The organism is Acidovorax sp. sic0104, assembly GCF_019219095.1.
Lineage (GTDB): Bacteria > Pseudomonadota > Gammaproteobacteria > Burkholderiales > Burkholderiaceae_C > Acidovorax.
On record NZ_JAHUWH010000019.1, the window covers coordinates 72,769 to 94,521 of the forward strand.

Genomic DNA, 21,753 nt, shown 5'->3' on the forward strand with positions numbered 1-21,753 from the left:
TTGATGATCTCAGGCCGCCGGGGCAGCGGCACTTGTGGGCGCGCGCTGGAGCAGCAACTGCCGGATGGATTCTGGAATGCCCGCCACCTTGCGGTCGCTGCGCCCGATGAAGACGATGCCGATCTTGCCGCGCGCCACCTCGCGGCCCGTGGTCTTCTCCGTCATGCGGTACACGAGGTCGAAGCCATAGCGGTTGAAATCCATCGGCGCCATCTCCACACGCAGGGTCTCGCCGTGAAAACCCTCGGACTTGTACTGCGCCACGATGTCACCCACCACGATGGACAGCCCGCCCACGTCCGCCTCCGGATAGCCGAGCGACTGGAAAAATCGCACGCGCGCTTCGGACACCAGGCTCAGCAGCTGCGCGTTGTCCAGGTGCCCGCCCTGGTTCACATGGCTGATGTAGATCTGCAGCTCGGTGGAAAAACCGAACTGAGCGGGGAGGTCGAAGACGATGCGGGCCATGGGACGGACGGTGAAGGTGGGAACGGGGACAACGATCATCACGGCACCACGGTGGCGCCACCGCTGTGGCAGGGCTCACCGCGTGAGCGCAATTCGCCTGCGGCAGCACGCGCCGTCGGGCCGGCAGCGAAGCGGGTCGCGCCTGGACGGCAGCGCAATGGCGGGGCACCGCAGGGCCATCTTGCAGACAGCAGGCACGCTGTCTCTTATGCTCGCAGGCATCGGATTTTAACGGAGCCCCTCCATGAGCCTCTTTCGCTGTAGCGCGGCTGCCGCCCTTGCAATGGCAATGGCGCTGTGCGCGCCCTCGACAGGCGCCCAGACGCTCTACAAGTCAGTGGGCACGGACGGCAGGGTGGTCTACAGCGACAAGCCGCCCACGGGCGCGGGCGTGGACAAGGCGCTGAAGCTGGACAACCTGCCGGTCAGCGTGGTGCCGGGCGCCGCGCCCCAGCCCGCATCCAGCGCTGCCGCTGCACAGGCGCAGACTGCGGCCGCCCCGCGTGGAGAGGTGGTGCTCTACATGGCCACCTGGTGCGGCTACTGCAAGGCAGCCAAGGCCTACCTGGGCCGCAAAGGCATTGCCTACCGCGAGCTGGACATCGATACCCCGGCAGGAAAGGCAGCGTTCACCCAGATCGGCGGACGTGGCGTGCCCGTGCTGCTCACGCAAGGCAAGCGGATCAATGGCTTCACGGCCCAGGCCTACGACGCGGTGTTTGTGGCCACCAAATAGAAGGACAGTAGGAGCCGGGGGGCGCCGGCTCAGCGCCGGCGAGCGCTGCGCAGCCCCCCATCCCCAATGGCTGCGCCCCTACAGCGCCTTGCGCAGGTTGGCCGGCGCGATCTTGAGCGCTTCACGGTACTTGGCCACCGTGCGGCGCGCGCATTCGATGCCCTGCTCCTTGAGCATCTCGGCGATCTGGCTGTCCGACAGCGGCTTGGCGGAGCTTTCGGCCGACACGAACTGCTTGATCAGCGCGCGCACTGCAGTGCTGGACGCGTTGCCGCCGGTCTCGGTGCCCAGGCCCGAGCCGAAGAAGTATTTGAGCTCGTAGGTGCCGATGGGCGTGGCCATGTACTTGGCCGTGGTCACGCGGCTGATGGTGGACTCGTGCAGGCCCAGCTCGTCGGCGATGTCGCGCAGCACCAGGGGGCGCATGGCAAGTTCGCCGTGGGTGAAGAAGTTCTTTTGCCGCTCCACGATGGCCCGCGAGACGCGCAGGATGGTGTCAAACCGCTGCTGGATGTTCTTGATGAACCAGCGCGCCTCCTGCAGCCGCTGCTGCATCCCCTGGTGGCCCTCGCCCCCCTTGTGGCCGCGCAGTGCGCCAGCGTAGATGTCGTGCACGCGCAGACGGGGCATCACGTCGGGGTTGAGCTGCACGATGAAGTTGTGCTGGCCATCGCGCCCGTTGGCGCGACCGGCTTTGCGCACGATGACGTCAGGGATGATGATGTTGCGCTCTACATCGACGAACTTGCGGCCGGGGCGCGGCTCCAGCCGGGCGATCAGCGCCATGGCGGCGCGGGTGCGCTCCTCGCCATCGCCACAGAGCTGTGTCAGGCGGCGGATGTCGCGGCGTGCGAGCATCTCCAGCGGCTGCTGGCAGATGGTGAGCGCCGTCTTGACGGTGTCGGGGTCGGCCTCCTCGTCGGCGTCCAGCGCCTTGAGCTGCAGCGTGAGGCATTCGGCCAGGTTGCGCGCGCCCACACCCACAGGCTCCAGGCTCTGCAGCAGGCGCAGGGCCACCGTGAAGCGGTGCACCAGCTCCTCAATCTGCTCCAGGTCCTCGGGGCCGGCCAGGGCGATGGCGAGTTCTTCGAGCGGTTCTTCGAGGTAGCCGTCGTCGTTCAGTGATTCGATCAGGAACCGCAGCGCGGCGCAGTCCACCTCGGACAGGCGCAGCGATAGCGCCTGGCGATGCAAAAAGGCGGTGAGCGATTCGTGCGAGCGGGCCAGCTCGGTGGCGTCGGCCTCGTCGCCTTCGCCATCGTTGCGGTTGCGGGCGGGGGCGTCGCCACCCCACTCCGCATCGTTGGGCGCCATCTCGACCGTGCCGTCGCCGCTCCAGTCGGGTTCGTCGGCCCCCGCGCTCGGCGCTTCAGCATCCCCCGGGCCCTCAGCGCTTGTGGCACTTGCGCTGGAAGCTCCTGAAAAGATAGCATCATCCGCACTGTAGTCATCGGCCTGTGCGGGCGCGTTTTCGGCGTCCAGCCCAAACTCCTCCCGCGGCGCCTCGTCGGCCGTGCGTTCGAGGAACGGGTTCTCGTCCAGCATCTGCTCGACTTCCTGCGAGAGCTCGAGCGTGGACAACTGCAGCAGCCGGATGGACTGCTGCAGCTGGGGGGTCAATGCGAGGTGCTGCGAGACGCGCAGCGAAAGGCCTGGTTTCATTGATCGAGCGCCGCCGGGCCGCCCCAAGGCGCGAGGGCCCCCATGGGGGGCAGCGAACCACGCGCAGCGGGGAGCGTGGGGGCGCAATAGTGCGCCGCCGGGCCGCCCCAAGGCGCGAGGGCCCCCATGGGGGGCAGCGAACCACGCGCAGCGGGGAGCGTGGGGGCGCAATAGTGCGCCGCCGGGCCGCCCCAAGGCGCGAGAGCCCCCATGGGGGGCAGCGAACCACGCGCAGCGGGGAGCGTGGGGGCGCAATAGTGCGCCGCCGGGCCGCCCCAAGGCGCGAGGGCCCCCATGGGGGGCAGCGCAGTACACGGAGTGACAAGCGTGGGGGCCATGTCTACATCCTGAAGTGTTCGCCGAGGTACACGCGGCGTACTTCCGCGTTGTCCACGATCTCGGACGGTGTGCCCTGCGCCAGCACCTGGCCGTCGCTGATGATGAAGGCGTGGTCGCAGATGCCCAGCGTCTCGCGCACGTTGTGGTCGGTGATGAGCACGCCGATGCCGCGCGCCTTCAGAAAGCCGATGATGCGCTGGATCTCGATCACGGCGATGGGGTCGATGCCGGCGAAGGGCTCGTCCAGCAGGATGAAGCGCGGCTGCGTGGCGAGCGCCCGGGCGATCTCCACTCGCCGGCGTTCGCCGCCGGACAGGGCCATCGCGGGCGAGGCGCGCAGGTGGTCCACGCGCAATTCCTGCAACAGTGCGGTCAGGCGCTCCTCGATGGCGGCGCGGGGCAGCGGCTGGCCGTCGTCACCGCGCTGCAGCTCCAGCACGGCGCGCACGTTCTCCTCGACCGACAGCTTGCGGAAGATGGACGCTTCCTGAGGCAGGTAGGAAAGCCCCAGGCGCGAGCGGCGGTGGATGGGCATGTGGGCGACCGATTGCCCGTCGATGCGGATGTCGCCCGCATCGCTGCGCACCAGACCCACGATCATGTAGAACGATGTGGTCTTGCCCGCGCCGTTGGGGCCGAGCAGCCCGACGACTTCGCCCTTTTGCACGACGAGCGACACGTCCTTGACCACCTTGCGGCTGCCATACGACTTGGCCAGATGCTGCACCTCCAGGCGGCTGCCGGGCTGAGCATTTGCGGCGGTCTCGGCGCCGGACTGCACAGGCACCGCGCTCACCGGGCGCCGCCGCCAAGGCTGTTGCTGGGTCGCAGCGCAGGCGCCGAAGAGGGCGCCGCAGGCGCTGCAGGCACCGCCCCGCCGGGAGCGGGGTCCTTGGGCGCAAGCACGGCGCGCACGCGGTTGCCGGAGGCCGGGGCGTCGCCCGCGGCGTTGGTGGAAGGCTTGCGCTGGCCGTCCACGGTGAACACGTCGGTGAGGTTGTTGTAGACGATGACGGCGCCTGTGATCTCGTCGCTCAGGACCTCGCCCCGGTAGCGGCGCAGTTCGGCGCGGGTGATGAAGCGGACGTTGTCGGCCTTGCCGTCGTACTCGATGATTTCGCTCTCGCCTTCGATGAACTCGTCGGGTGCGCCGGGGGCTGTGTCGCGCTTTTGGCGGAAGAAAGCACGCTTGCCGGCCTCGGCCGTGACGACGCCAAACTGGTAGCCGTCGGCGTCCTGCCGCACATCCAGACGCGCACCGCGCAGGATGATGGACCCCTTGGTCATGACCACCCGTCCGGTGAACACGCTGGTCTGCTTGAGCTCGTCGTGTCGCAAGGCGTCGGCCTCGATGTTCATGGGCTTGGCACGGTCGGCCTTTTCAGCGTGGGCAACGCCATGAATGCAGGCCAGGGCCGTAAGCAGGAGGGTTGGGAGGATGCTGTGTTTCATAGGGCACGAATCTTGCAGTTCATTGTAGCCATCCAAGAGCATGCACCATGAAAAAAGCCCGCAGATGCGGGCTTCTCCGTCGGGTATAGAGGTCCGGGCTTTCCACAACCACTGGCCGCCGGGCCCGGTGCGCCCTTGAACGGGCACCGCGGGCCAATGAATGACGCGGCGTGCCTGGCTGCTTATTTCTGCTTGACCAGATACTCCACCACCTGCAGCACGTTCTGCATGTTGCCGGCCATGGGGCCGTCCGTGTAGTACTTGCCGGCCACGCCCATCGAAGGCACGCCTTCCACGCCGTAGGCGTCCTGCAGCTGCGAGGCGCGGCGCACCTGGTTGGACACGGTGAACGAGGTGTAGACCTCCTTGAACTTGGCGGCGTCCACGCCCTGCTGGGCCACCCAGGCCATGATTTCATCGTCCTTGGCGAGCTTTTGCTTTTCCACGTGGATGGCGCGGAACACCTTGGCGTGCAGGGCTTCGAGCTTGCCCATGCCTTCCAGGGCGTAGTACAGCTTTTGCTGGGGTACGAAGCTGGCATTGAACGCCACGGGCACGCGGCGGATGGACAGGTCCTTCGGCGCGGCCTTGACCCAGGCGTCCAGCGTGGGCTCGAAGGCATTGCAGTGGGGGCAGCTGTACCAGAAGAACTCGATCACATCGACCTTGCCCGCGGGCGCGTCCGGCGTCACGGGCTTGTCCAGGCGCCGGTAGTCCTTGCCCTCCTTGAACTGGCGGGCCTGCGCCAGCGCGGGCGTGGCGACGGGCAGCGCCAGGGCGCAAGCGGCGGCTGCCGAGGCAGCGGACAAAGAAAACTCACGGCGTTTCATGACAAAGACTCTCCTAGTTCAGGTCTGGGGATGGGAGCCCTGCCCCCGGAAAAAGTTCAGCCCCGCGCGCGCCAAAGTCGCGGCGAGGGGCGCAACCATCAACGCTGCACGCGCACCAGGGCCGACTCCACGCCCGTGCCGTCCAGCTTTTCCTTGAGCTGCTCGGCATCGTCGCGCTTGGTGAACGGCCCCACGCGCACCCGGAAGACGGGCCGGCCATTCTGCTCGCGCTCGCTCACCCGCGCCTCCCAGCCCAGCATGGCCAGCTTGGCGCGCTGGGCGTCGGCATCGGCCTGGGTGCGGAAGGCACCGGCCTGCACGAAATAGTCGAACGGGTCCACGTTGCCCTTGGCTGCGGCCTTGGCGACAGCCAGATCGCCCAGCGGGTCGGCGCCGGGCTTGCTCTCGGCCTTGGCGGGCTCGGGCTTGCTGGCCGCAAGCTTGGGTGCGGACGCTGCGGCCCGCACATCCGGCGCAGGCGCGGCGGCAGGGGCCGAAGGGGGTGCGGATGCCGCAGCCACGGGAGGACGGGCCGGATTCTTGCCGTACAGCGGAGAGTTGGGGTCCCAGTTCTTGTTCTTCTGGGATTCGGCAGCATCCATGTCGACGCCCCGGCCATTGCCCTTGTTCAGGAAGGGCACCGGCACCTTGGTCACGTACACCGCCACGGCCAGCGCGGCGCCCAGGCCCACGATGACGCCGACGATAAAGCCGATGATGGTTCCGCCCGTCTGTTGCTTTTTCATAGTGCGAGTAACTGCTTACATTCTGGCTGGAGCCGACACGCCCAGCACGGCCAGGCCATTGTGCAATACCTGCGCGGTGGCGGCGACCAGCGCCAGGCGGGCCTTCTTCACGGCCTCGTCGTCCACCAGGATGCGCTCGGCGTCGTAGTAGCTGTGGTAGCTGGCGGCCAGGTCGCGCAGGTAGAAGGTGACGTCGTGCGGCGCCTCGCCGTCGGCGGCGGCCGTGAGCATCTCGGGGTACTTGGCCAATTGCAGCATCAGCGCCTGGGCCTGGGGACCTTCAAGAGCGGACAGATCCACCCCCTTGAGCGACGCCACGTCGCCACCACCGGCCTCCTGCCAAGCCCGCAGCACCGACTGGATGCGCGCGTGCGCGTACTGCACGTAGTACACCGGGTTGTCGTTGTTCTGCGCGACGGCCAGGTCCACGTCGAAGGTGTACTCGGTGTCGGGCTTGCGGCTCAGGAGGAAGAAGCGCACCGCGTCCTTGCTGGTCCACTCGATCAGGTCGCGCAGCGTGACGTAGCTGCCCGCGCGCTTGCTGATCTTGACCTCTTCGCCGCCCTTGACCACGCGCACCATGGTGTGCAGCACGTAGTCGGGGTAGCCCTGCGGTATGCCCACGTCGGCCGCCTGCAGGCCGGCACGCACGCGGGCGATGGTGCCGTGGTGGTCCGTGCCCTGGATGTTGACGACCTTGGTGAAGCCGCGCTCCCACTTGGCGATGTGGTACGCCACGTCGGGCACGAAGTAGGTGTACGTACCGTCCTTCTTGCGCATGACCCGGTCCTTGTCGTCGCCGTAGTCCGTGCTCTTGAGCCACAGGGCGCCGTCCTGCTCGTAGGTCTTGCCGTTGGCGATGAGCTTGTTCACCGTGGCGTCCACGCGGCCGCTGGTGTACAGGCTCGACTCGAGGTAGTACTCGTCGAACTTCAGGTTGAACGCCTGCAGGTCCTTGTCCTGCTCGTTGCGCAGGTAGGCCACGGCGAACTGGCGGATGGACTCCAGGTCTTCCACATCACCGCTGGCGGTGAACTCGCGGTCGTCGGCCTTGACGGTCTTCTTCGCGAGGAAGTCGCCCGCGATCTCCTGGATGTACTCGCCGTTGTAGAACGCCTTGGACGCGGGGTTCTCGGGGTCGGTGGGCCAGCACTCGTCGCCAGGCTTGAAGCCCTTGGCACGCAGCTGGGTGCTGGTGGTCAGCGTCTGGATCTGCACGCCCGCGTCGTTGTAGTAGAACTCGCGGTGCACGTTCCAGCCCTGGGTGCTGAACAGGTTACAGATCGCGTCGCCCAGAGCCGCCTGGCGGCCGTGGCCCACGTGCAGCGGGCCGGTGGGGTTGGCCGAAACGAATTCGACCAGCACGCGCTGGCCGTTGTCCTGCTGGTAGCCGAAGCGCTCGCCGGCGGCCAGCACCTCGCGCACCACTTCCTGCTTGGCGGCGGGCTTGAGGCGGATGTTCAGAAAGCCCGGGCCCGCGATCTCGATGGCATCGACCCAGCGGGTGAAGGCCGGCGTGGCCTCCAGCGCCGCCTTGAGCTGCTCGCCCAGCGCGCGCGGGTTGAGCTTGAGCGGCTTGGCCAATTGCATGGCGGCAGTGCACGCGAAGTCGCCATGGGCGGCCACCTTGGGGGATTCGAAGGCGGCGCGCACGGCAGAGCCGGGCGACAGCTTTTCCAGCTCGCCGGCCAACGCCGCGAGCAATTCATTTTTTGCAGAGAGCATCGGCGGATTTTACGGGGCGTCCGGCACGGACATCGCAAGCCGCGCAGCCACGCGCTCGGGGCGGCGCCAGATCGGGGCTGGGTGCGTGCCGTGCAGAGGAGGGTCATACCGCAAAAACATCTGCCCGCCCCGCGCAGTTGCGCACAAGCTGCCGAAGGGATCCGCACCGGCGGATTCGCGTTGTGGGCCACTCTGTTCTATGGTGCAATCCCGCCGGGTTCCCCCTATAACGCATTCACTCCAGGAGCTTCCATGAAACAGCTGATTTCCCTGACCGCACTGGGCCTGGCCCTGACCCTGGGCGCCAGTGTTCACGCCGCAGAAGATGCCAAGGCGCCGACCAAGCAGCAATCCAAGATGGCCACCTGCAACGCCGACGAAAAGGCCAAGACGCTCAAGGGCGACGAGCGCAAGGCATTCATGAAGGAATGCCTGTCCGCCAACAAGCAGGAAAAGCAGCAGAGCAAGATGAAGACCTGCAATGCCGACGCCAAGGACAAGAAGGGCGACGAGCGCAAGGCCTTCATGAAAGAGTGTTTGAGCAACAAGGCCTGAGTCGCCCAGTACCGCAGCGCGGTTGCGCTGCACACCGCCACAGCCCTGCATGCTGCAACGCCTGCGGGGCTTTGTGTTTTCAGCGGACTCCCACGCCCCGCGCCAGGAACACGGCCAGCAGCGGGATGACTACCAGCAAGTGCGCTTCGATCATCACCAGGCGGCGGGTGCTGCGCACTTCGGCGTCGGTGGGCAGCGCACCCGTGGCACGCAGGGCCTTGCGCCAGCGGCCAAAGCGCAGTGTGGGCACGATGGAGATCAGGCCCATGATGACGAACAGCGTGACTTTGGTGTGCAGCAGCGGCTGCGACCAGTACCAGCCCATGCCTTTCATGCCCCACCAGGTGCGCGCAAGGCCGGTGGCCAGCACGGCAACGGCCGCGATGCCGTAGATCATGTCCACCCGCGCCAGCCTCTCGACCACGGCGGGGTTGATCCACTCCTTGCGGCACAGCGCCGCCTCGCTGGCCAGAAAGACGGTCATGGTCAGGATGGCGACGAAATGGGCATAGGCCAGCAGGGCTTCGGTGGTCATGGCGATGGCTTTCGTGGAGTGGCGCGGGGGGCGGGCTTGATGAGCGCGATCCTAGCCCGCGCGCCGGGCCCGCCACAAGGGCCCGCAGGGGCCGCACGGCACGCGCCCCTGGCACCCAGGCCATGTTGAAGACCCCAACGCCCCCTGCCGCTCATCAGGCAATCGCCAGTAGCTATTAAAAATATAGCAATCAACATCTCCCACACACCCAGCTGCCTTGGCAACGCCGGCTCCATTAAAGAAAAAGGCGGTGCGGCCCGAGGGCACGCACCGCCAGTACAGGCAGCAAAGGTGTGAGGTGGCCCGATCCCGCCGCTTTCGGTCAGGCGGCCGCGGGCAAGTCTGCAGGCACCACCGGCGCAGTCACCGGCTCCGGCAGCGGATGGCCGTCCAGCGCCGCATTCAGGCGGGTGTAGTCCAGCGCGTTTTCCCAGCGCGAGACGACCACGGTGGCCACCGCGTTGCCGATGAAGTTGGTGAGCGAGCGGCATTCGGACATGAAGCGGTCCACGCCCAGGATCAGCGCCATGCCGGCCACCGGCACTTCAGGCACCACGGCCAGGGTGGCCGCCAGGGTGATGAAGCCCGCGCCGGTCACGCCGGCCGCACCCTTGGACGACAGCATGGCCACCAGCAGCAGCGCGATCTGATGGCCCAGCGTGAGGTGGGTATCGGTGGCCTGGGCGATGAACAGCGCAGCCAGCGTCATGTAGATGTTGGTGCCGTCCAGGTTGAAGGAGTAGCCGGTGGGCACCACCAGGCCGACGACGGACTTCTTGCAGCCTGCGCGCTCCATCTTTTCCATCAGCGACGGCAGGGCGGATTCGGACGACGACGTGCCCAGCACCAGCAGCAGCTCGGCCTTGAGGTACTTGATCAGCTTGAACACCGAGAAGCCGCAGGCCCGTGCCACCGCGCCCAGGATGATGAACACGAACAGCAGCGAGGTGATGTAGAACGTGGCCACCAGCTCGGCCAGGTTCAGCAGCGAACCCAGGCCGAACTTGCCGATGGTGAAGGCCATGGCGCCGAACGCGCCGATGGGAGCGGCCTTCATGACGATGTTCACCACCTTGAACACGGGCACCGTGAGCGATTCGAGGAAGTTCGTCACCGGCCGGCCGGCATTGCCCGACAGCGCCAGCGCCACGCCGAACAGCACGGCGACCAGCAGCACCTGCAGGATGTTGTCGCCCACGAAGGGGCTGACCAGCGTCTTGGGGATGATGTCCATCGCGAAGCCGACCAGCGTCATGTCGTGGGACTTGGCCACGTATGAGCTGACTTCCTTCTGGTCCAGATCGGCCGGATTGATATGCATGCCGGCGCCCGGCTGCATCACGTTGGCCACCACCAGGCCCACCACCAGCGCCAGCGTGGAGAAGGTCAGGAAGTACGCCATGGCCTTGCCGAACACGCGGCCCACGGTGGACAGCTGCGACATGCCGGCGATGCCGGTCACGATGGTCAGGAAGATCACCGGCGCGATGATCATCTTGATCAGCTTGATGAACGCATCGCCCAGGGGCTTGAGCGCGGCGCCGTAGGCGGGCTCGAAGTGGCCCAGCAGCACGCCCAGGACGATGGCGACCACCACCTGGAAGTACAGTTGGCGGTAGAAAGGCAGCCGCACGGGCTGGGCGGCAGAGGCGGGGATGGCGTGCATGGGGATGTCTCCTGAAATCACGGTGACGGCACCATCGGGGTGCGTCGAGGGTGCCGTTTGTACCGCCGCACCTGCTTTCAGCCGATAACCTATTGGTATTAGTCGGCGGCACCGCCAGAGGGCGGTAAATGCCCCAATATAGGGAAAACCCCTAGACTCCAGCACCCACTCTGGATCGCTGGCGGCCCAGTACCAGCGCCCGGGCCAAGCCCCGACATTCTTGCTTTCTGCCCATGACAACGCCGCGCCTTCGCAAGTTCTGGACCCTGCTTTTCGTGCTGGCCGGCATGGCCGGCTGCATGTTCGTGGCCGGGCAGTGGGCGTGGCGGCACTCGCTGGGCGAAGAAAGCGACACGGTGCAGCGGCAGTTGGCCCTGTATGGGCAGACCCTGGCCCAGCGCATCGACCGCTACCGCACGCTGCCCGAAGTGCTGGCGCTGGACGCGCAACTGCAGGACGCTCTCACCCGCAATCTCAGCCCGGCCGAGGTCGAGCAGCTCAACCTCAAGCTCGAGCAGGCCAACGGCGCGAGCCAGTCGTCCACGCTCACCCTGCTCAACCGCGAGGGCCTGGCCGTGGCTGCCAGCAACTGGCGCACCGCCACCAGCAACGTGGGCGTGGACTACAGCTTCCGCCCTTATGTGCAGCAGGCGCTGGCGCAGGGGCGCGGCAGCTTCTACGGCATCGGGGTGACTACCGGGGAGGCCGGCTACTTCCTGTCGCAGGCGATCCGCGACTCGGACGGCCGCACCCTGGGCCTGGTGGCGATCAAGATCGCGTTGCAGGAGCTGGAGCGCGAGTGGCTGCAGACCCCCGACATCGTGCTCGCGTCCGACGCGCACGGCGTGGTGTTCCTTGCCAGCCAGGACCCGTGGCGCTACCGCCTGCTGGAGCCGCTTGGTGACGAGGAGCGCCGCGAACTCAACGCCACGCGCCAGTACTCCACCCAGCCGCTGCGCCCGCTGGCCTGGCGTGTGGACGACCACATGGACAACGGCGGCCGCCTGGTGCGCATTCTGTCGCCCGACCTGCCGCCCTTGCCCGGCCGCGTGCTCTGGCAAACCCAGCCGCTGCCCGGCACGCCCTGGCAGCTGCACCTGGTGCACGAGACGCACAGCAGCATCGCCGACAGCCGCTGGGCTGCCGCAGCCGGTGGAGGCGGCTGGCTGGCACTGGCCCTGCTGGTGCTGTTCGTGCGCCAGCGGCAGCGCCTGGCCAACCTGCGCCAGCGCAGCCGCCAGGAGCTGGAGACCGTGCTGCAGCAGCACGCGCAGGAGCTGCGCACCGCCCAGGACGGCATCGTGCAGGCGGCACAGCAGGCGGCGCAGCAGACCGACACAGGCCTGTCGCGCAGCCTGGAGCACCTGCCCCAAGGCGTGGTCATCATCGATGCCGACCTGAACCTGGTGGCCTGGAACTCGCGCTACGTGCAGCTGTTCCGCTATCCCGCCGACCTGATGCGCGTGGGCCAGCCCATCGAAGACCTGCTACGACACAACGCGCGCCGCGGGCTGCTGGGCGCCGGGCCCACGGAGGGCGCCATCGAACGGCGCCTGGCGCACCTGCGCAGCGGCCAACCGCACCTGCATGAAAGCGCCAAGGGTGACGGCACGGTGCTGGAGATCCGCGGCAATCCGCTGCCAGAGGGTGGCTTCGTGACGAGCTACGCCGATATCACCAGCTACAAGAATGCCGCCCGCGAACTGCGCTCCCTCGCCGACGCGCTGGAGCAGCGCGTGGCCGACCGCACGCGCGACCTGGACGCCGCACGGCGCGAGGCTGAGCGCGCCAACCGCTACAAGACCCGCTTCGTCGCGGCCGCCGTGCACGACCTGCTGCAGCCGCTGAATGCGGCGCGCATGTTCACATCCCTGTTGCGCAGCCATGTGCAGGGCGAGGACGCGCTGCGCACGGTGGACAGCATCGACGGCGCGCTCGCGTCGCAGGATGCGATCCTGAACAGCCTGCTCGATATCTCGCGCATGGAGTCGGGCCAGCTTGACGTGCACATCCACGACGTGGCGCTGGGCCCGCTGCTGCAGGTGCTGGCGCACAACTTCGGCGTGCTGGCCGAAAGCCAGGGCCTGCAGCTGGCCTGCGTGCCCACGCGCGCGGTGGTACGCACCGACGAGAACCTGCTGCGCCGCATCCTGCAGAACTTCGTCTCCAACGCCATCCGCTACAGCCGGCGAGGGCGCATCGTGGTGGGCTGCAGGCGCGTGGGCCGCCACCTGCGCATCGAGGTGCATGACCAGGGCCCCGGCATCCCCGAGGCGCTGCAGCGCGAGATCTTCGAGGAGTTCCGCCGCCTGGACGAAGGCCGCGCCGACGACCGGGGCGCGGGCCTGGGCCTGGCCATCGTCGAGCGGCTGGGCCGCCTGCTGGGCCACGATATCGGGCTGCGTTCGCAGCTGGGGCGCGGCAGCGTGTTCTGGGTGTGCGTGCCGCTGGGCGACCCCGCCGCGGCGCAGCAGCAGGCCCCCGCACCCGCCACCGTTCAGCAGCAGCCGCAGGAAGACGCGCCGCTGCAGGGCTGCACCGCCTGGGTGATCGAGGACGACGGCCCCACCTGCGCCGCCACCCGGGCCCTGCTGGAGCGCTGGGGCTGCCAGGTGCCGCTGGCAGGCGGTGCACCCGAAGCCCTGGCCCACGCCCAGCCGGGCCAGGCGCCGCAGCTGGTGCTGCTGGACGTGCACCTGGGCGCCAGCCACCACGGCCCCGATGTCTATGCGCAGCTGTGCGACCGTTGGGGGCAAGCCCCCGCCGTGATCCTGGTCACCGCAGAGCGCGACGCCACGCTGCGCCGGCAGGCTGCGGAACGGGGATGGGGATTTCTGGCCAAGCCGGTGCGGGCGCCGGCGCTGCGGGCGCTGGTGAGCCAGACCTTGCTCAGGCTGCGGGAGAAGAGGGAGCCTTAGGTGTGAAAACTGCTGACCTGGGATTGAGGGGGTGGATGGGGCGGTCTGCCCTGGGCTGCGCCCCCCTCTCCCCGGCCCTCTCCCGCGCGGGGAGAGGGAGCTGGGCGTGCGCGCTATCAAGCATTGGCCGGGAGCAACCCTCGCGAGGCAATGAAACCGCTGCCAAGCCATCGCACCCTACCTTCACTCCGTCAGCTGCGCCCTTGTCTTTACTCCCCCGCCCCTCGCGGGAGAGGGCCGGGGAGAGGGGGCCTCCGCACAGGCAAGCCCTCTTCGGCTCTCCTCACCCCGCACCACCCTCATCCGCCTCCAAGCTCTTGACCAGCACCGCCGCCTGCGTGCGGCTGTAGCACGCGAGCTTCTTCAGGATGGCGGTGACGTGCACCTTGACGGTGTTCTCCGCCAGCCCCAATGCAGCGGCGATCTGCTTGTTGAGCAGGCCGTCGGCCAGGCACAGCAGCACGCGGAACTGCTGGGGCGTGAGCTGCGCAAGCCGCGCGGCCAGCTCGGCGTCGGCCTCGGAACGCTCGGCCGCCATGGGCGGGAACCAGCTGCCGCCGTCCAGCACGGCCTCGATCGCCTCGCCCATTGCCTCGGCCGGTGCGGACTTGGGGATGAAGCCTGCGGCGCCGAATTGCTGCGCGCGGCGGATGACGCGCGGGTGGTCGTTGGACGAGATGATCACCACCGGCAGCTCGGGGTACTCACCGCGCACGTGCAGCAGCGACGAGAAGCCGCGCGCACCCGGCATGCTCAGGTCCAGCAGCACCAGCTCCACCTCGGGGTGCTCCTGCAGCGCGGTGCCCAGCGTGGCCGCGCTGGCCGCCTCCAGCGTGCGGAACTGGGGCAGGCGCTCGCGCAGCACGTGCAGCACGGCCGCGCGGAACAGGGGGTGGTCGTCAGCGACGAGGAGCGTGGGCTCGGACATGGAATGCGCAGTCTGCCACGGAGCAGTCACCCTGCACCATACGCCGTGCTGGCACGACGCGGCGCAGGGGGCTTCATTCGCCCTTCCAGAATGCCGGTTGTGCGTACTGGTGTTTCAGGAAGTCGATCCACAGCCGCACCCGCAGCGGCAGGTGCTTGCGCTGGGGAAACACCACGTAGATGCCGTTGGGCGGAGCGGCGAAGTCCTCCAGCACCGCGACCAGGCGGCCGGCGGCGATCTCGGCCTCGACCTCCCAGGTGCTGCGCCAGGCGATGCCCCAGCCGGCCAGGCACCAGTCGTGCAGCACCTGGCCGTCGGAGCAATCGAGGGGTCCGCCGGGCTTGAGGTGCATCACCTCGGTGGAGCCCTCGGCATGCGCCCCCTTGAACGCCCAGCCGCGCGTTTGCGAGGCGTCGCTGGACAGCGTGAGGCAGTCGTGCTGCACCAGCTCCGCAGGCGCGCGCGGGGTGCCGCGGCGGGCCAGGTATTCCGGCGTCGCAACGCACAGGCGACGGTTGTCGGCGATGCGCACACTCACCAGCGAGGAGTCGGGCAGATCGCCCACGCGCACAGCGCAGTCAAAACCCTCGCCGGCCAGGTCCACCACGCGGTCGCTGAGGTTCAGCGAGATGGTCACATCCGGGTGCGCAGAGCGAAAGCGGGGCACCAGCGGCGCCACGTGCCGGCGCCCGAAGCCCGCAGGCGCGGTGATCCGCAGGTGGCCCGTGGCCTTGACCCCACCTTCCGACACGCTGGCCTCGGCATTGGCCACGTCGGAAAGCAGGCGCTGACAATCTTCGAGGAAGGCACTGCCTTCGTGCGTGAGACTGATGCGCCGCGTGGTGCGCACGAGCAATTTCACGCCCAGGTGCTCCTCCAGCGCGTCGAGCCGCCGGCCCATGATGGCGGGCGCCACGCCCTCGGCCTTGGCAGCGGCGGTGAGGCTGCCCCGGGTGGCCACGGAGACAAAGGATTCAAAAGCCTTGAGCTTGTCCATGATGGTCCAGGTGAAACAGGCTGCCGACGCTTTGCCACAAAGCGATGACAGCTATTAATTAGTGAGCAATCTGCCTGCGCATGCAGGCTGGACACACGCTTTCATTTTTGCGCAAAAGTCACTGGTTTAGAGATTTTCAGCATCTTTATATCGCCAAACAAATGCAATACAGTCTTTCCATCAGCCTGCGAAAGCGGGCCTGTAGGCTTTTTTCATTCTCTTTTTGACCCCTCCTTCCTGCAAGGCACCCCCATGACCGACCGCACCCAAGTCCACGGCCTGCAAGTGGCCACTTCCCTGTACCGCTTTGTCGAAGACAAGGTGCTGCCCGGCACGGGTGTCGATGCCGCAGCCTTCTGGAAGGGTTTCGACGCCATCGTGGCCGACCTCGCTCCACGCAACATCGCGCTGCTGGCCGAGCGCGACCGCCTGCAGACGGAGCTGGACACCTGGCACAAGGCCAACCCCGGCCCCATCAAGGACATGGTGGCCTACCGTGGCTTCCTCGAAAAGATCGGCTACCTGGTGCCCCAGCCCGCCGACGCGCGCGCCACCACCGCCAATGTGGACGACGAACTGGCCACGCAGGCCGGCCCCCAACTGGTGGTGCCCATCCTGAACGCCCGCTATGCGCTGAACGCCGCCAACGCCCGCTGGGGCAGCCTGTACGACGCGCTGTACGGCACGGACGCCATCCCCGAGACCGACGGTGCGGAAAAGGGCAAGGGCTACAACCCCGTGCGTGGCGCGAAGGTGATCGCGTTCGCTCGCCAGGTGCTGGACGACACTGCGCCCCTGGCCAGCGGGTCGCACAAGGATTCGACCGGCTACCGTGTCGAAGGCGGCCAGCTGGTGGTGTCGCTCGCCAACGGCTCCACGACGGGCCTGAAGGACGCATCGCAGTTCAAGGGCTTCCAGGGTGATGCCGCAGCACCCAAGGCGGTGCTGCTGCAGCACAACGGCCTGCACCTCGATATCCAGATCGACCGCACAACGCCCATCGGCCAATCCGACGCGGCGGGCGTGAGCGACCTGGTGCTGGAAGCGGCCCTGTCCACCATCCTGGACCTGGAAGACTCCGTGGCTGCCGTGGACGCCGAGGACAAGGTGCTGGGCTACAGCAACTGGCTGGGCATCATCCAGGCCACGCTGACCGAGCAGGTCGCCAAGGGCGGAAAGACCTTCACACGCGGCCTGAACGCCGACCGCCTCTACACCGGCCCCCAAGGCGGCGAAGTGCGCCTGCATGGCCGCTCGCTCATGTTCCTGCGCAACGTGGGCCACCTCATGACCAACCCGGCCATCCTGTGGACGGATACACAGGGCCAGGTGCGCGAGATCCCTGAAGGCATCATGGACGCGGTCGTGACCACCGCCATTGCCCTGCACGACCTGCAAGGCCATGGCGCGAACGGTATTCGCAATAGCCGCAAGGGCAGCGTCTACATCGTCAAGCCCAAGATGCACGGCCCCGCCGAAGTGGGCTTTGCGAGCGACTTGTTCGGCCGCGTGGAGCAACTGCTGGGCCTGCCCGCCAACACCGTCAAGCTGGGCATCATGGACGAGGAGCGCCGCACGTCCGTCAACCTCAAGGCCTGCATCGCCGCTGCATCGGCGCGCGTGGCCTTCATCAACACGGGCTTTCTGGACCGCACCGGCGACGAAATGCACACCGCCATGCATGCCGGCCCCATGGTGCGCAAGGGCGACATGAAGACCAGCGCCTGGATCCAGTCCTACGAGAAGAACAACGTGCTGGTGGGCCTGTCGTGCGGCCTGCGCGGCAAGGCGCAGATCGGCAAGGGCATGTGGGCCATGCCCGACCTTATGGCCGAGATGCTCAAGCAGAAGATCGCCCACCCCAAGGCCGGCGCCAACACCGCCTGGGTGCCCAGCCCGACCGGCGCCACGCTGCACGCGCTGCACTATCACCAAGTGAACGTGAGCGACGTGCAGATCGAGCTGGAAAAGACCGATGCCAACGCCGAGCGCGACAACCTGCTGACCGGCCTGCTGACCGTGCCCGTGGCCGCCGCCCCGAACTGGAGCGACGCCGAGAAGCAGCAGGAGCTGGACAACAACGCCCAGGGCATCCTGGGCTACGTGGTGCGCTGGGTGGACCAGGGCGTGGGCTGCTCCAAGGTGCCCGACATCCACAACGTAGGCCTGATGGAGGACCGCGCCACGCTGCGCATCAGCAGCCAGCACATGGCCAACTGGTTGCTGCACGGCGTGGTGACCGAGGCCCAGGTGCGCGAGACCTTCGAGCGCATGGCCGCAGTGGTGGACGGCCAGAATGCTGGCGACCCGCTCTACAAGCCCATGGCCGGCCGTTTCGACAGCAGCATGGCCTACAAGGCGGCCTGCGATCTGGTCTTCAAGGGCCAGCAGCAGCCCAGCGGCTACACCGAACCGCTGCTGCACGCCTGGCGCCTGAAGCTCAAGGCCGCGCAGGCCTGAGCCTGCAGGGCTCCAAGGCAGCCTACCGCCTGCTCAGCTGTCGCTGGCGGGGCGGGAAACGCTCCCAAACTGATAGCTGCCGCCGCTGGCACACCTTGCGGCGGCGGCTTTTTTTGTTTGAAATGCAGGCACCGGCTGCGTTGTCGGGCGCCCGACTGCATTGGGAAACCCGTGTCGGTGCATGCCGCCATCGTGTCTGGGCCGGGTTCGCCGTGTTCCGGGTGGCCCGGATATCCCCGTGCGGGCATGGCTGCGGCGCACGCCGTACACTGGCTTGCGGGCGCCGCGTGTTGGCAATGCGCCCCTGCTCACATGCCCCACCCCTCGGAACCCGACACCTCGCGCTGCCCCTTGTGCGGCCAGCCCAACCGCTGCGCCATCGCTGCGGGCCGTGCACCCGAGAGTTGCTGGTGCATGGCAAAGTCCATTGACCGCGACGCCCTGGCCCGTGTGCCCGCCAACCAGCGCAGCAGGGCATGTATCTGCCCGGTCTGCGGCGCGCCCCCGGCAGACCCTGTAGCTTTGCCCGACGCCCCGCCAACACCCGACATACCGGCAAGCCCGCCGATATGATTTGCCCCCTGCCGCTGTTTTGCATGGAACAGCGATTTCTCTTCTTCTTTAACTGCCCACGAGGAAACAGATATGCCGACGTACCACGTTGAAATGATGGAAGGCCGCACGGTCGAACAAAAGCGCAAGCTCGTCGAAGAGATCACCCGCGTCTCCGTCGAAGTGCTGGGCGGCTCGCCCGAGTCCGTGGACATCCTGATCACCGATATCAAGCGCGAGAACTGGGCCACGGGCGGCAAGCTCTGGTCCGAGCGGACTTGAGATAGCCGCACACTGAGCAAAGCGGCCCTGCTGCGCTGGCAGCCGGGCTCACAATCACCATCGCTCCCACCGGCCATGTCCACATCCCCGCATTCCGGCTCCCTGGCCGTGCTGCGCGAGCGCTACGGAGAGCGCTACCGCTGGCTGGTGCTGCTGTCCGTCATGGTCGGCACCATGGCGTCGATCATGTCGTCCACCATCGTGAACGTGGCCATCCCGGACATGAGCCACTACTTCACCCTGGGCCAGGAACGCGCGCAGTGGGTGACGTCGGGCTTCATGGTCGCCACCACCGTTTCGATGCTCACCACGCCGTGGCTTCTGTCACGCTACGGCTACCGGGCCACCTACGTGGGTGCGATGCTGCTGCTGCTCGCTGGCGGCATCGGCGGCGGCCTGGCACGCGATTTCGGGCTGGTGCTCGTGGCCCGCGTGGCCGAGGGGCTGGCCGCTGGCGTGGTGCAGCCCATCCCGGCCGTGATCATCCTGTATGCCTTCAAGCCGCACGAACAGGGCCGCGCCAGCGGCATCTTCGGCATGGGCGTTGTGCTGGCCCCGGCCATCGGCCCCAGCATTGGCGGCCTGCTGGTGGACTGGTTCGGCTGGCGCTCGATCTTCTTCATGGTGGTGCCGCTGTGCCTGGCGTCCATTGCGCTGGCCTACAAGTACGTGCCCGTCACCGCCCCCGGCGGTGTCGAGGCGAATCGACAGGGGCAGGCGCTGGACTGGCGCGGCCTGCTCCTGGGCACCGTGGGCACGCTGTGCCTGCTCAACGGCCTGGTCTCGCTGCACGGCGGGTCTGCGGCCGAAGCTGGCATCTTGCTGCTGGGCGCAGCGATCTCGGTCGCGCTCTTCATCACCTGGCAGCGGCGGCAGTTGCAACAGGGACGCAAACCCCTCATGGACTTGCGCCTCTTTCAGTACCGGCAGTTCGCCATGGGCAGTGTGGTGGCGTTCATCTATGGCACCGCGCTGTTCGGCTCCACCTACCTCTTGCCCGTGTTCATGCAGCTGGGGCTGGAGCTATCGGCATCGCACGTGGGCACGCTGATGCTGCCTGCGGGCTTTGTGCTCGCCGCCACGATTGCCGTGGTCGGCCGGCTGGCCGACCGCCAGCCGACCAACCTGCTGGTGAGCATCGGCCTGACACTCCTGGCTCTGTCGTTCGGGTTGATGGTGTTCGTGGGCCTGGGGGTGTCGCTGTGGATCCTTGTGGCACTGGCGATCCTCGGCCGGATCGGCCTCGGGTTCATTCTGCCGTCGCTCAATCTCGGCTCCATGCGGCCACTGGACAAGTCGCTCATTTCGCAAGGCTCCAGCACCATCGGCTTTCTGCGGATGCTGGGCGGCGCTGCGGGCGTGAGCCTTTGCGGGATCGTCCTGGAGTGGCGCCTGGGCGCCCACGGCGTTGCCCTGGCGGCCGGGGGCAGCAACCCCGCGCGCATCGCGGCGTTTGGTGAAACGTTTTTGATGCTGACCTTGCTGTGCGGGCTAGCCCTGGTGGCCGCCTGGCAACTGAAGGAGGCTCCGGCAGAGCCGGATGCTGCAGGGACGGCCTGAACTCGGTTGTTCAAAGCGCTGGCGGACGGGCCTGCCCCGATAGATTCGCGAGTGATTGGCTCGGGGCAGCAGACGAACTGGCGGTATGCTGACCCGCAAGCACGCCACGGATGCTTCTGCTGCCACGCGGTGGCGTCGGTGGCCGGGGCATGCATCGCAGAGCTATAAACAGGGTGCCGCGCAGACGCGGCTTCCACGGCCTCGGGATGCGGCTGTCCACTCATCCCAGGCTCGTTGCGCGCCACACTTTCACGAACATTGCCCAAATGGAAACCAAGTCATGTGCCAATTGCTCGGCATGAACTGCAACGTACCGACGGATGTGACCTTCAGCTTCACGGGGTTTGCACAGCGCGGCGGCAAGACCGACCACCATAGCGACGGCTGGGGCATCGCATTCTTCGAGGACAAAGGCCTTCGGCACTTTGTCGACCACCTGCCTGCCGTGGACTCGCCGGTTGCCGAACTGATCCGGCGCTACCCCATCAAGAGCCGCAACGTCATCGCCCATATCCGCAAGGCCACGCAGGGCGTGGTCAGCCTGCAGAACTGCCACCCCTTCGTGCGCGAACTGTGGGGCCGCTATTGGGTGTTTGCTCACAACGGAGATCTCAAGGACTTTCGCCCCCGCCTGCACTCGCATTTCCGGCCGGTGGGAGACACCGACAGTGAACATGCCTTCTGCTGGATCATGCAGGAACTCGCCAAATCCCACGCCAGCGTTCCCACTGTGCGGGAGCTCACCCTGACCTTGAAAGAACTGGCGGCGCGCATCAGCCCGCACGGTACCTTCAACTTCCTGCTGTCCAACGGCCAAGCCCTGTGGAGCCATGCGTCGACCAGCCTGTATTACATCGAGCGCCGACACCCTTTCGGCGAGGCGCAGCTGAGCGACGAGGACGTGCGACTGGACTTTTCCCGCGAGACGGACGAGCGGGACGAGGTGGCAGTGATCGTGACAAGCCCACTGACGACGAACGAAGAGTGGACAGCCTTCGGCAAGGGTGAGTTGCTGGTCTTTGAACAGGGCCGAAGGCTGTCAATTTAGTGCTGGCCGGGGCAGCGGCGAAGACTCGGGGGCCCCGCCAGTTTGGCCTTCTGGGAACGCTTGGTGGCTGAAAAAATCGCCGACGAGTCTTACGATTCACTCACATCGATTTCTGCTTTTGCATCGCGCAAAGCAAAAAACCCCAGTCATTGCTGACTGGGGTTTTCTGGGCTGTAAGAGCCTGACGATGACCTACTTTCACACGGGAACCCGCACTATCATCGGCGCAAAGTCGTTTCACTGTCCTGTTCGGGATGGGAAGGAGTGGTACCAACTTGCTATGGTCATCAGGCA

19 protein-coding genes and 1 rRNA gene are annotated in these 21,753 nt (G+C 67.1%); 8 read left to right on the forward strand and 12 right to left on the reverse strand.

The window, feature by feature from the left end; all coding sequences use genetic code 11:
- Positions 1–9 precede the first annotated feature (9 nt).
- Positions 10–468: a thioesterase family protein gene (locus tag KW835_RS23045; RefSeq protein WP_218386777.1), complete on the reverse strand. Its 459-nt coding sequence runs from the start codon at positions 466–468 to the stop codon at positions 10–12.
- A 244-nt stretch (positions 469–712) separates the two neighbouring features.
- Here KW835_RS23045 and KW835_RS23050 point away from each other — a divergent pair, with 244 nt between their 5' ends.
- On the forward strand, positions 713–1,204 hold the full coding sequence (locus KW835_RS23050; protein WP_218386732.1) for a glutaredoxin family protein: 492 nt from the start codon (positions 713–715) through the stop codon (positions 1,202–1,204).
- Between the two features lie 78 nt (positions 1,205–1,282).
- Here the strand turns inward: KW835_RS23050 and KW835_RS23055 are convergent, their stop codons facing one another.
- The 6 genes from KW835_RS23055 to argS all read right to left on the reverse strand — a co-directional run bounded on the left by KW835_RS23055 (position 1,283) and on the right by argS (position 7,958).
- Positions 1,283–2,866, reverse strand: coding sequence for an RNA polymerase factor sigma-54 (locus KW835_RS23055; protein ID WP_218386733.1), 1,584 nt, complete (start codon positions 2,864–2,866; stop codon positions 1,283–1,285).
- 340 nt (positions 2,867–3,206) lie between these two features.
- Positions 3,207–4,001 carry an LPS export ABC transporter ATP-binding protein gene (gene lptB / locus KW835_RS23060; RefSeq protein ID WP_218386735.1) on the reverse strand — a complete coding sequence of 265 codons (795 nt, stop codon included), beginning with the start codon at positions 3,999–4,001 and terminating at the stop codon, positions 3,207–3,209.
- Positions 3,998–4,657 (reverse strand): lipopolysaccharide transport periplasmic protein LptA, encoded by a 660-nt coding sequence (lptA, locus tag KW835_RS23065; protein ID WP_218386737.1) that lies wholly within the window; start codon positions 4,655–4,657, stop codon positions 3,998–4,000. Before lptA ends, lptB begins: the two co-directional genes overlap by 4 nt.
- A gap of 182 nt (positions 4,658–4,839) precedes the next feature.
- A complete protein-coding gene (locus KW835_RS23070; RefSeq protein WP_218386738.1) occupies positions 4,840–5,487 on the reverse strand; it encodes a thiol:disulfide interchange protein DsbA/DsbL in 648 nt (215 codons plus the stop codon).
- Positions 5,488–5,585: 98 nt separating this feature from the next.
- Positions 5,586–6,233: an SPOR domain-containing protein gene (locus tag KW835_RS23075; protein WP_218386747.1), complete on the reverse strand. Its 648-nt coding sequence runs from the start codon at positions 6,231–6,233 to the stop codon at positions 5,586–5,588.
- A gap of 15 nt (positions 6,234–6,248) precedes the next feature.
- Positions 6,249–7,958 (reverse strand): arginine--tRNA ligase, encoded by a 1,710-nt coding sequence (gene argS / locus KW835_RS23080; RefSeq protein ID WP_218386749.1) that lies wholly within the window; start codon positions 7,956–7,958, stop codon positions 6,249–6,251.
- A 252-nt stretch (positions 7,959–8,210) separates the two neighbouring features.
- Between argS and KW835_RS23085 the strand changes: the two genes are divergently transcribed.
- Positions 8,211–8,513, forward strand: coding sequence for a PsiF family protein (locus KW835_RS23085; protein WP_218386751.1), 303 nt, complete (start codon positions 8,211–8,213; stop codon positions 8,511–8,513).
- A 79-nt stretch (positions 8,514–8,592) separates the two neighbouring features.
- On the opposite strand, the gene KW835_RS23090 is transcribed toward KW835_RS23085, so the two are convergent.
- Complete coding sequence (locus tag KW835_RS23090; protein WP_218386753.1) at positions 8,593–9,048, reverse strand: DUF2214 family protein; 456 nt, start codon at positions 9,046–9,048, stop codon at positions 8,593–8,595.
- A 322-nt stretch (positions 9,049–9,370) separates the two neighbouring features.
- A complete protein-coding gene (locus tag KW835_RS23095; RefSeq protein ID WP_218386755.1) occupies positions 9,371–10,714 on the reverse strand; it encodes a dicarboxylate/amino acid:cation symporter in 1,344 nt (447 codons plus the stop codon).
- Between the two features lie 233 nt (positions 10,715–10,947).
- Here KW835_RS23095 and KW835_RS23100 point away from each other — a divergent pair, with 233 nt between their 5' ends.
- On the forward strand, positions 10,948–13,632 hold the full coding sequence (locus tag KW835_RS23100; protein ID WP_218386757.1) for a PAS-domain containing protein: 2,685 nt from the start codon (positions 10,948–10,950) through the stop codon (positions 13,630–13,632).
- Between the two features lie 283 nt (positions 13,633–13,915).
- Here KW835_RS23100 and KW835_RS23105 read toward each other — a convergent pair whose 3' ends face one another.
- Both KW835_RS23105 and KW835_RS23110 read right to left on the reverse strand, forming a co-directional pair.
- Positions 13,916–14,560: a response regulator transcription factor gene (locus tag KW835_RS23105; RefSeq protein ID WP_218386758.1), complete on the reverse strand. Its 645-nt coding sequence runs from the start codon at positions 14,558–14,560 to the stop codon at positions 13,916–13,918.
- Positions 14,561–14,633: 73 nt separating this feature from the next.
- Positions 14,634–15,557 (reverse strand): LysR family transcriptional regulator, encoded by a 924-nt coding sequence (locus KW835_RS23110; RefSeq protein ID WP_218386759.1) that lies wholly within the window; start codon positions 15,555–15,557, stop codon positions 14,634–14,636.
- Between the two features lie 252 nt (positions 15,558–15,809).
- Here KW835_RS23110 and KW835_RS23115 point away from each other — a divergent pair, with 252 nt between their 5' ends.
- From KW835_RS23115 to KW835_RS23135, 5 genes are all read left to right on the forward strand, one after another.
- Positions 15,810–18,017 (forward strand): malate synthase G, encoded by a 2,208-nt coding sequence (locus tag KW835_RS23115; protein ID WP_218386761.1) that lies wholly within the window; start codon positions 15,810–15,812, stop codon positions 18,015–18,017.
- Between the two features lie 378 nt (positions 18,018–18,395).
- Positions 18,396–18,590: a cysteine-rich CWC family protein gene (locus tag KW835_RS23120; RefSeq protein WP_339385475.1), complete on the forward strand. Its 195-nt coding sequence runs from the start codon at positions 18,396–18,398 to the stop codon at positions 18,588–18,590.
- A gap of 72 nt (positions 18,591–18,662) precedes the next feature.
- Entirely contained in the window at positions 18,663–18,851 is a 189-nt protein-coding gene (locus KW835_RS23125; RefSeq protein WP_007850839.1) for a 4-oxalocrotonate tautomerase, read from the forward strand.
- 75 nt (positions 18,852–18,926) lie between these two features.
- Entirely contained in the window at positions 18,927–20,411 is a 1,485-nt protein-coding gene (locus tag KW835_RS23130; RefSeq protein ID WP_218386765.1) for a DHA2 family efflux MFS transporter permease subunit, read from the forward strand.
- A 280-nt stretch (positions 20,412–20,691) separates the two neighbouring features.
- Complete coding sequence (locus tag KW835_RS23135; protein ID WP_056420565.1) at positions 20,692–21,459, forward strand: class II glutamine amidotransferase; 768 nt, start codon at positions 20,692–20,694, stop codon at positions 21,457–21,459.
- Positions 21,460–21,638: 179 nt separating this feature from the next.
- On the opposite strand, the gene rrf is transcribed toward KW835_RS23135, so the two are convergent.
- A 5S ribosomal RNA gene (gene rrf, locus KW835_RS23140) occupies positions 21,639–21,751 on the reverse strand.
- Positions 21,752–21,753 lie beyond the last annotated feature (2 nt).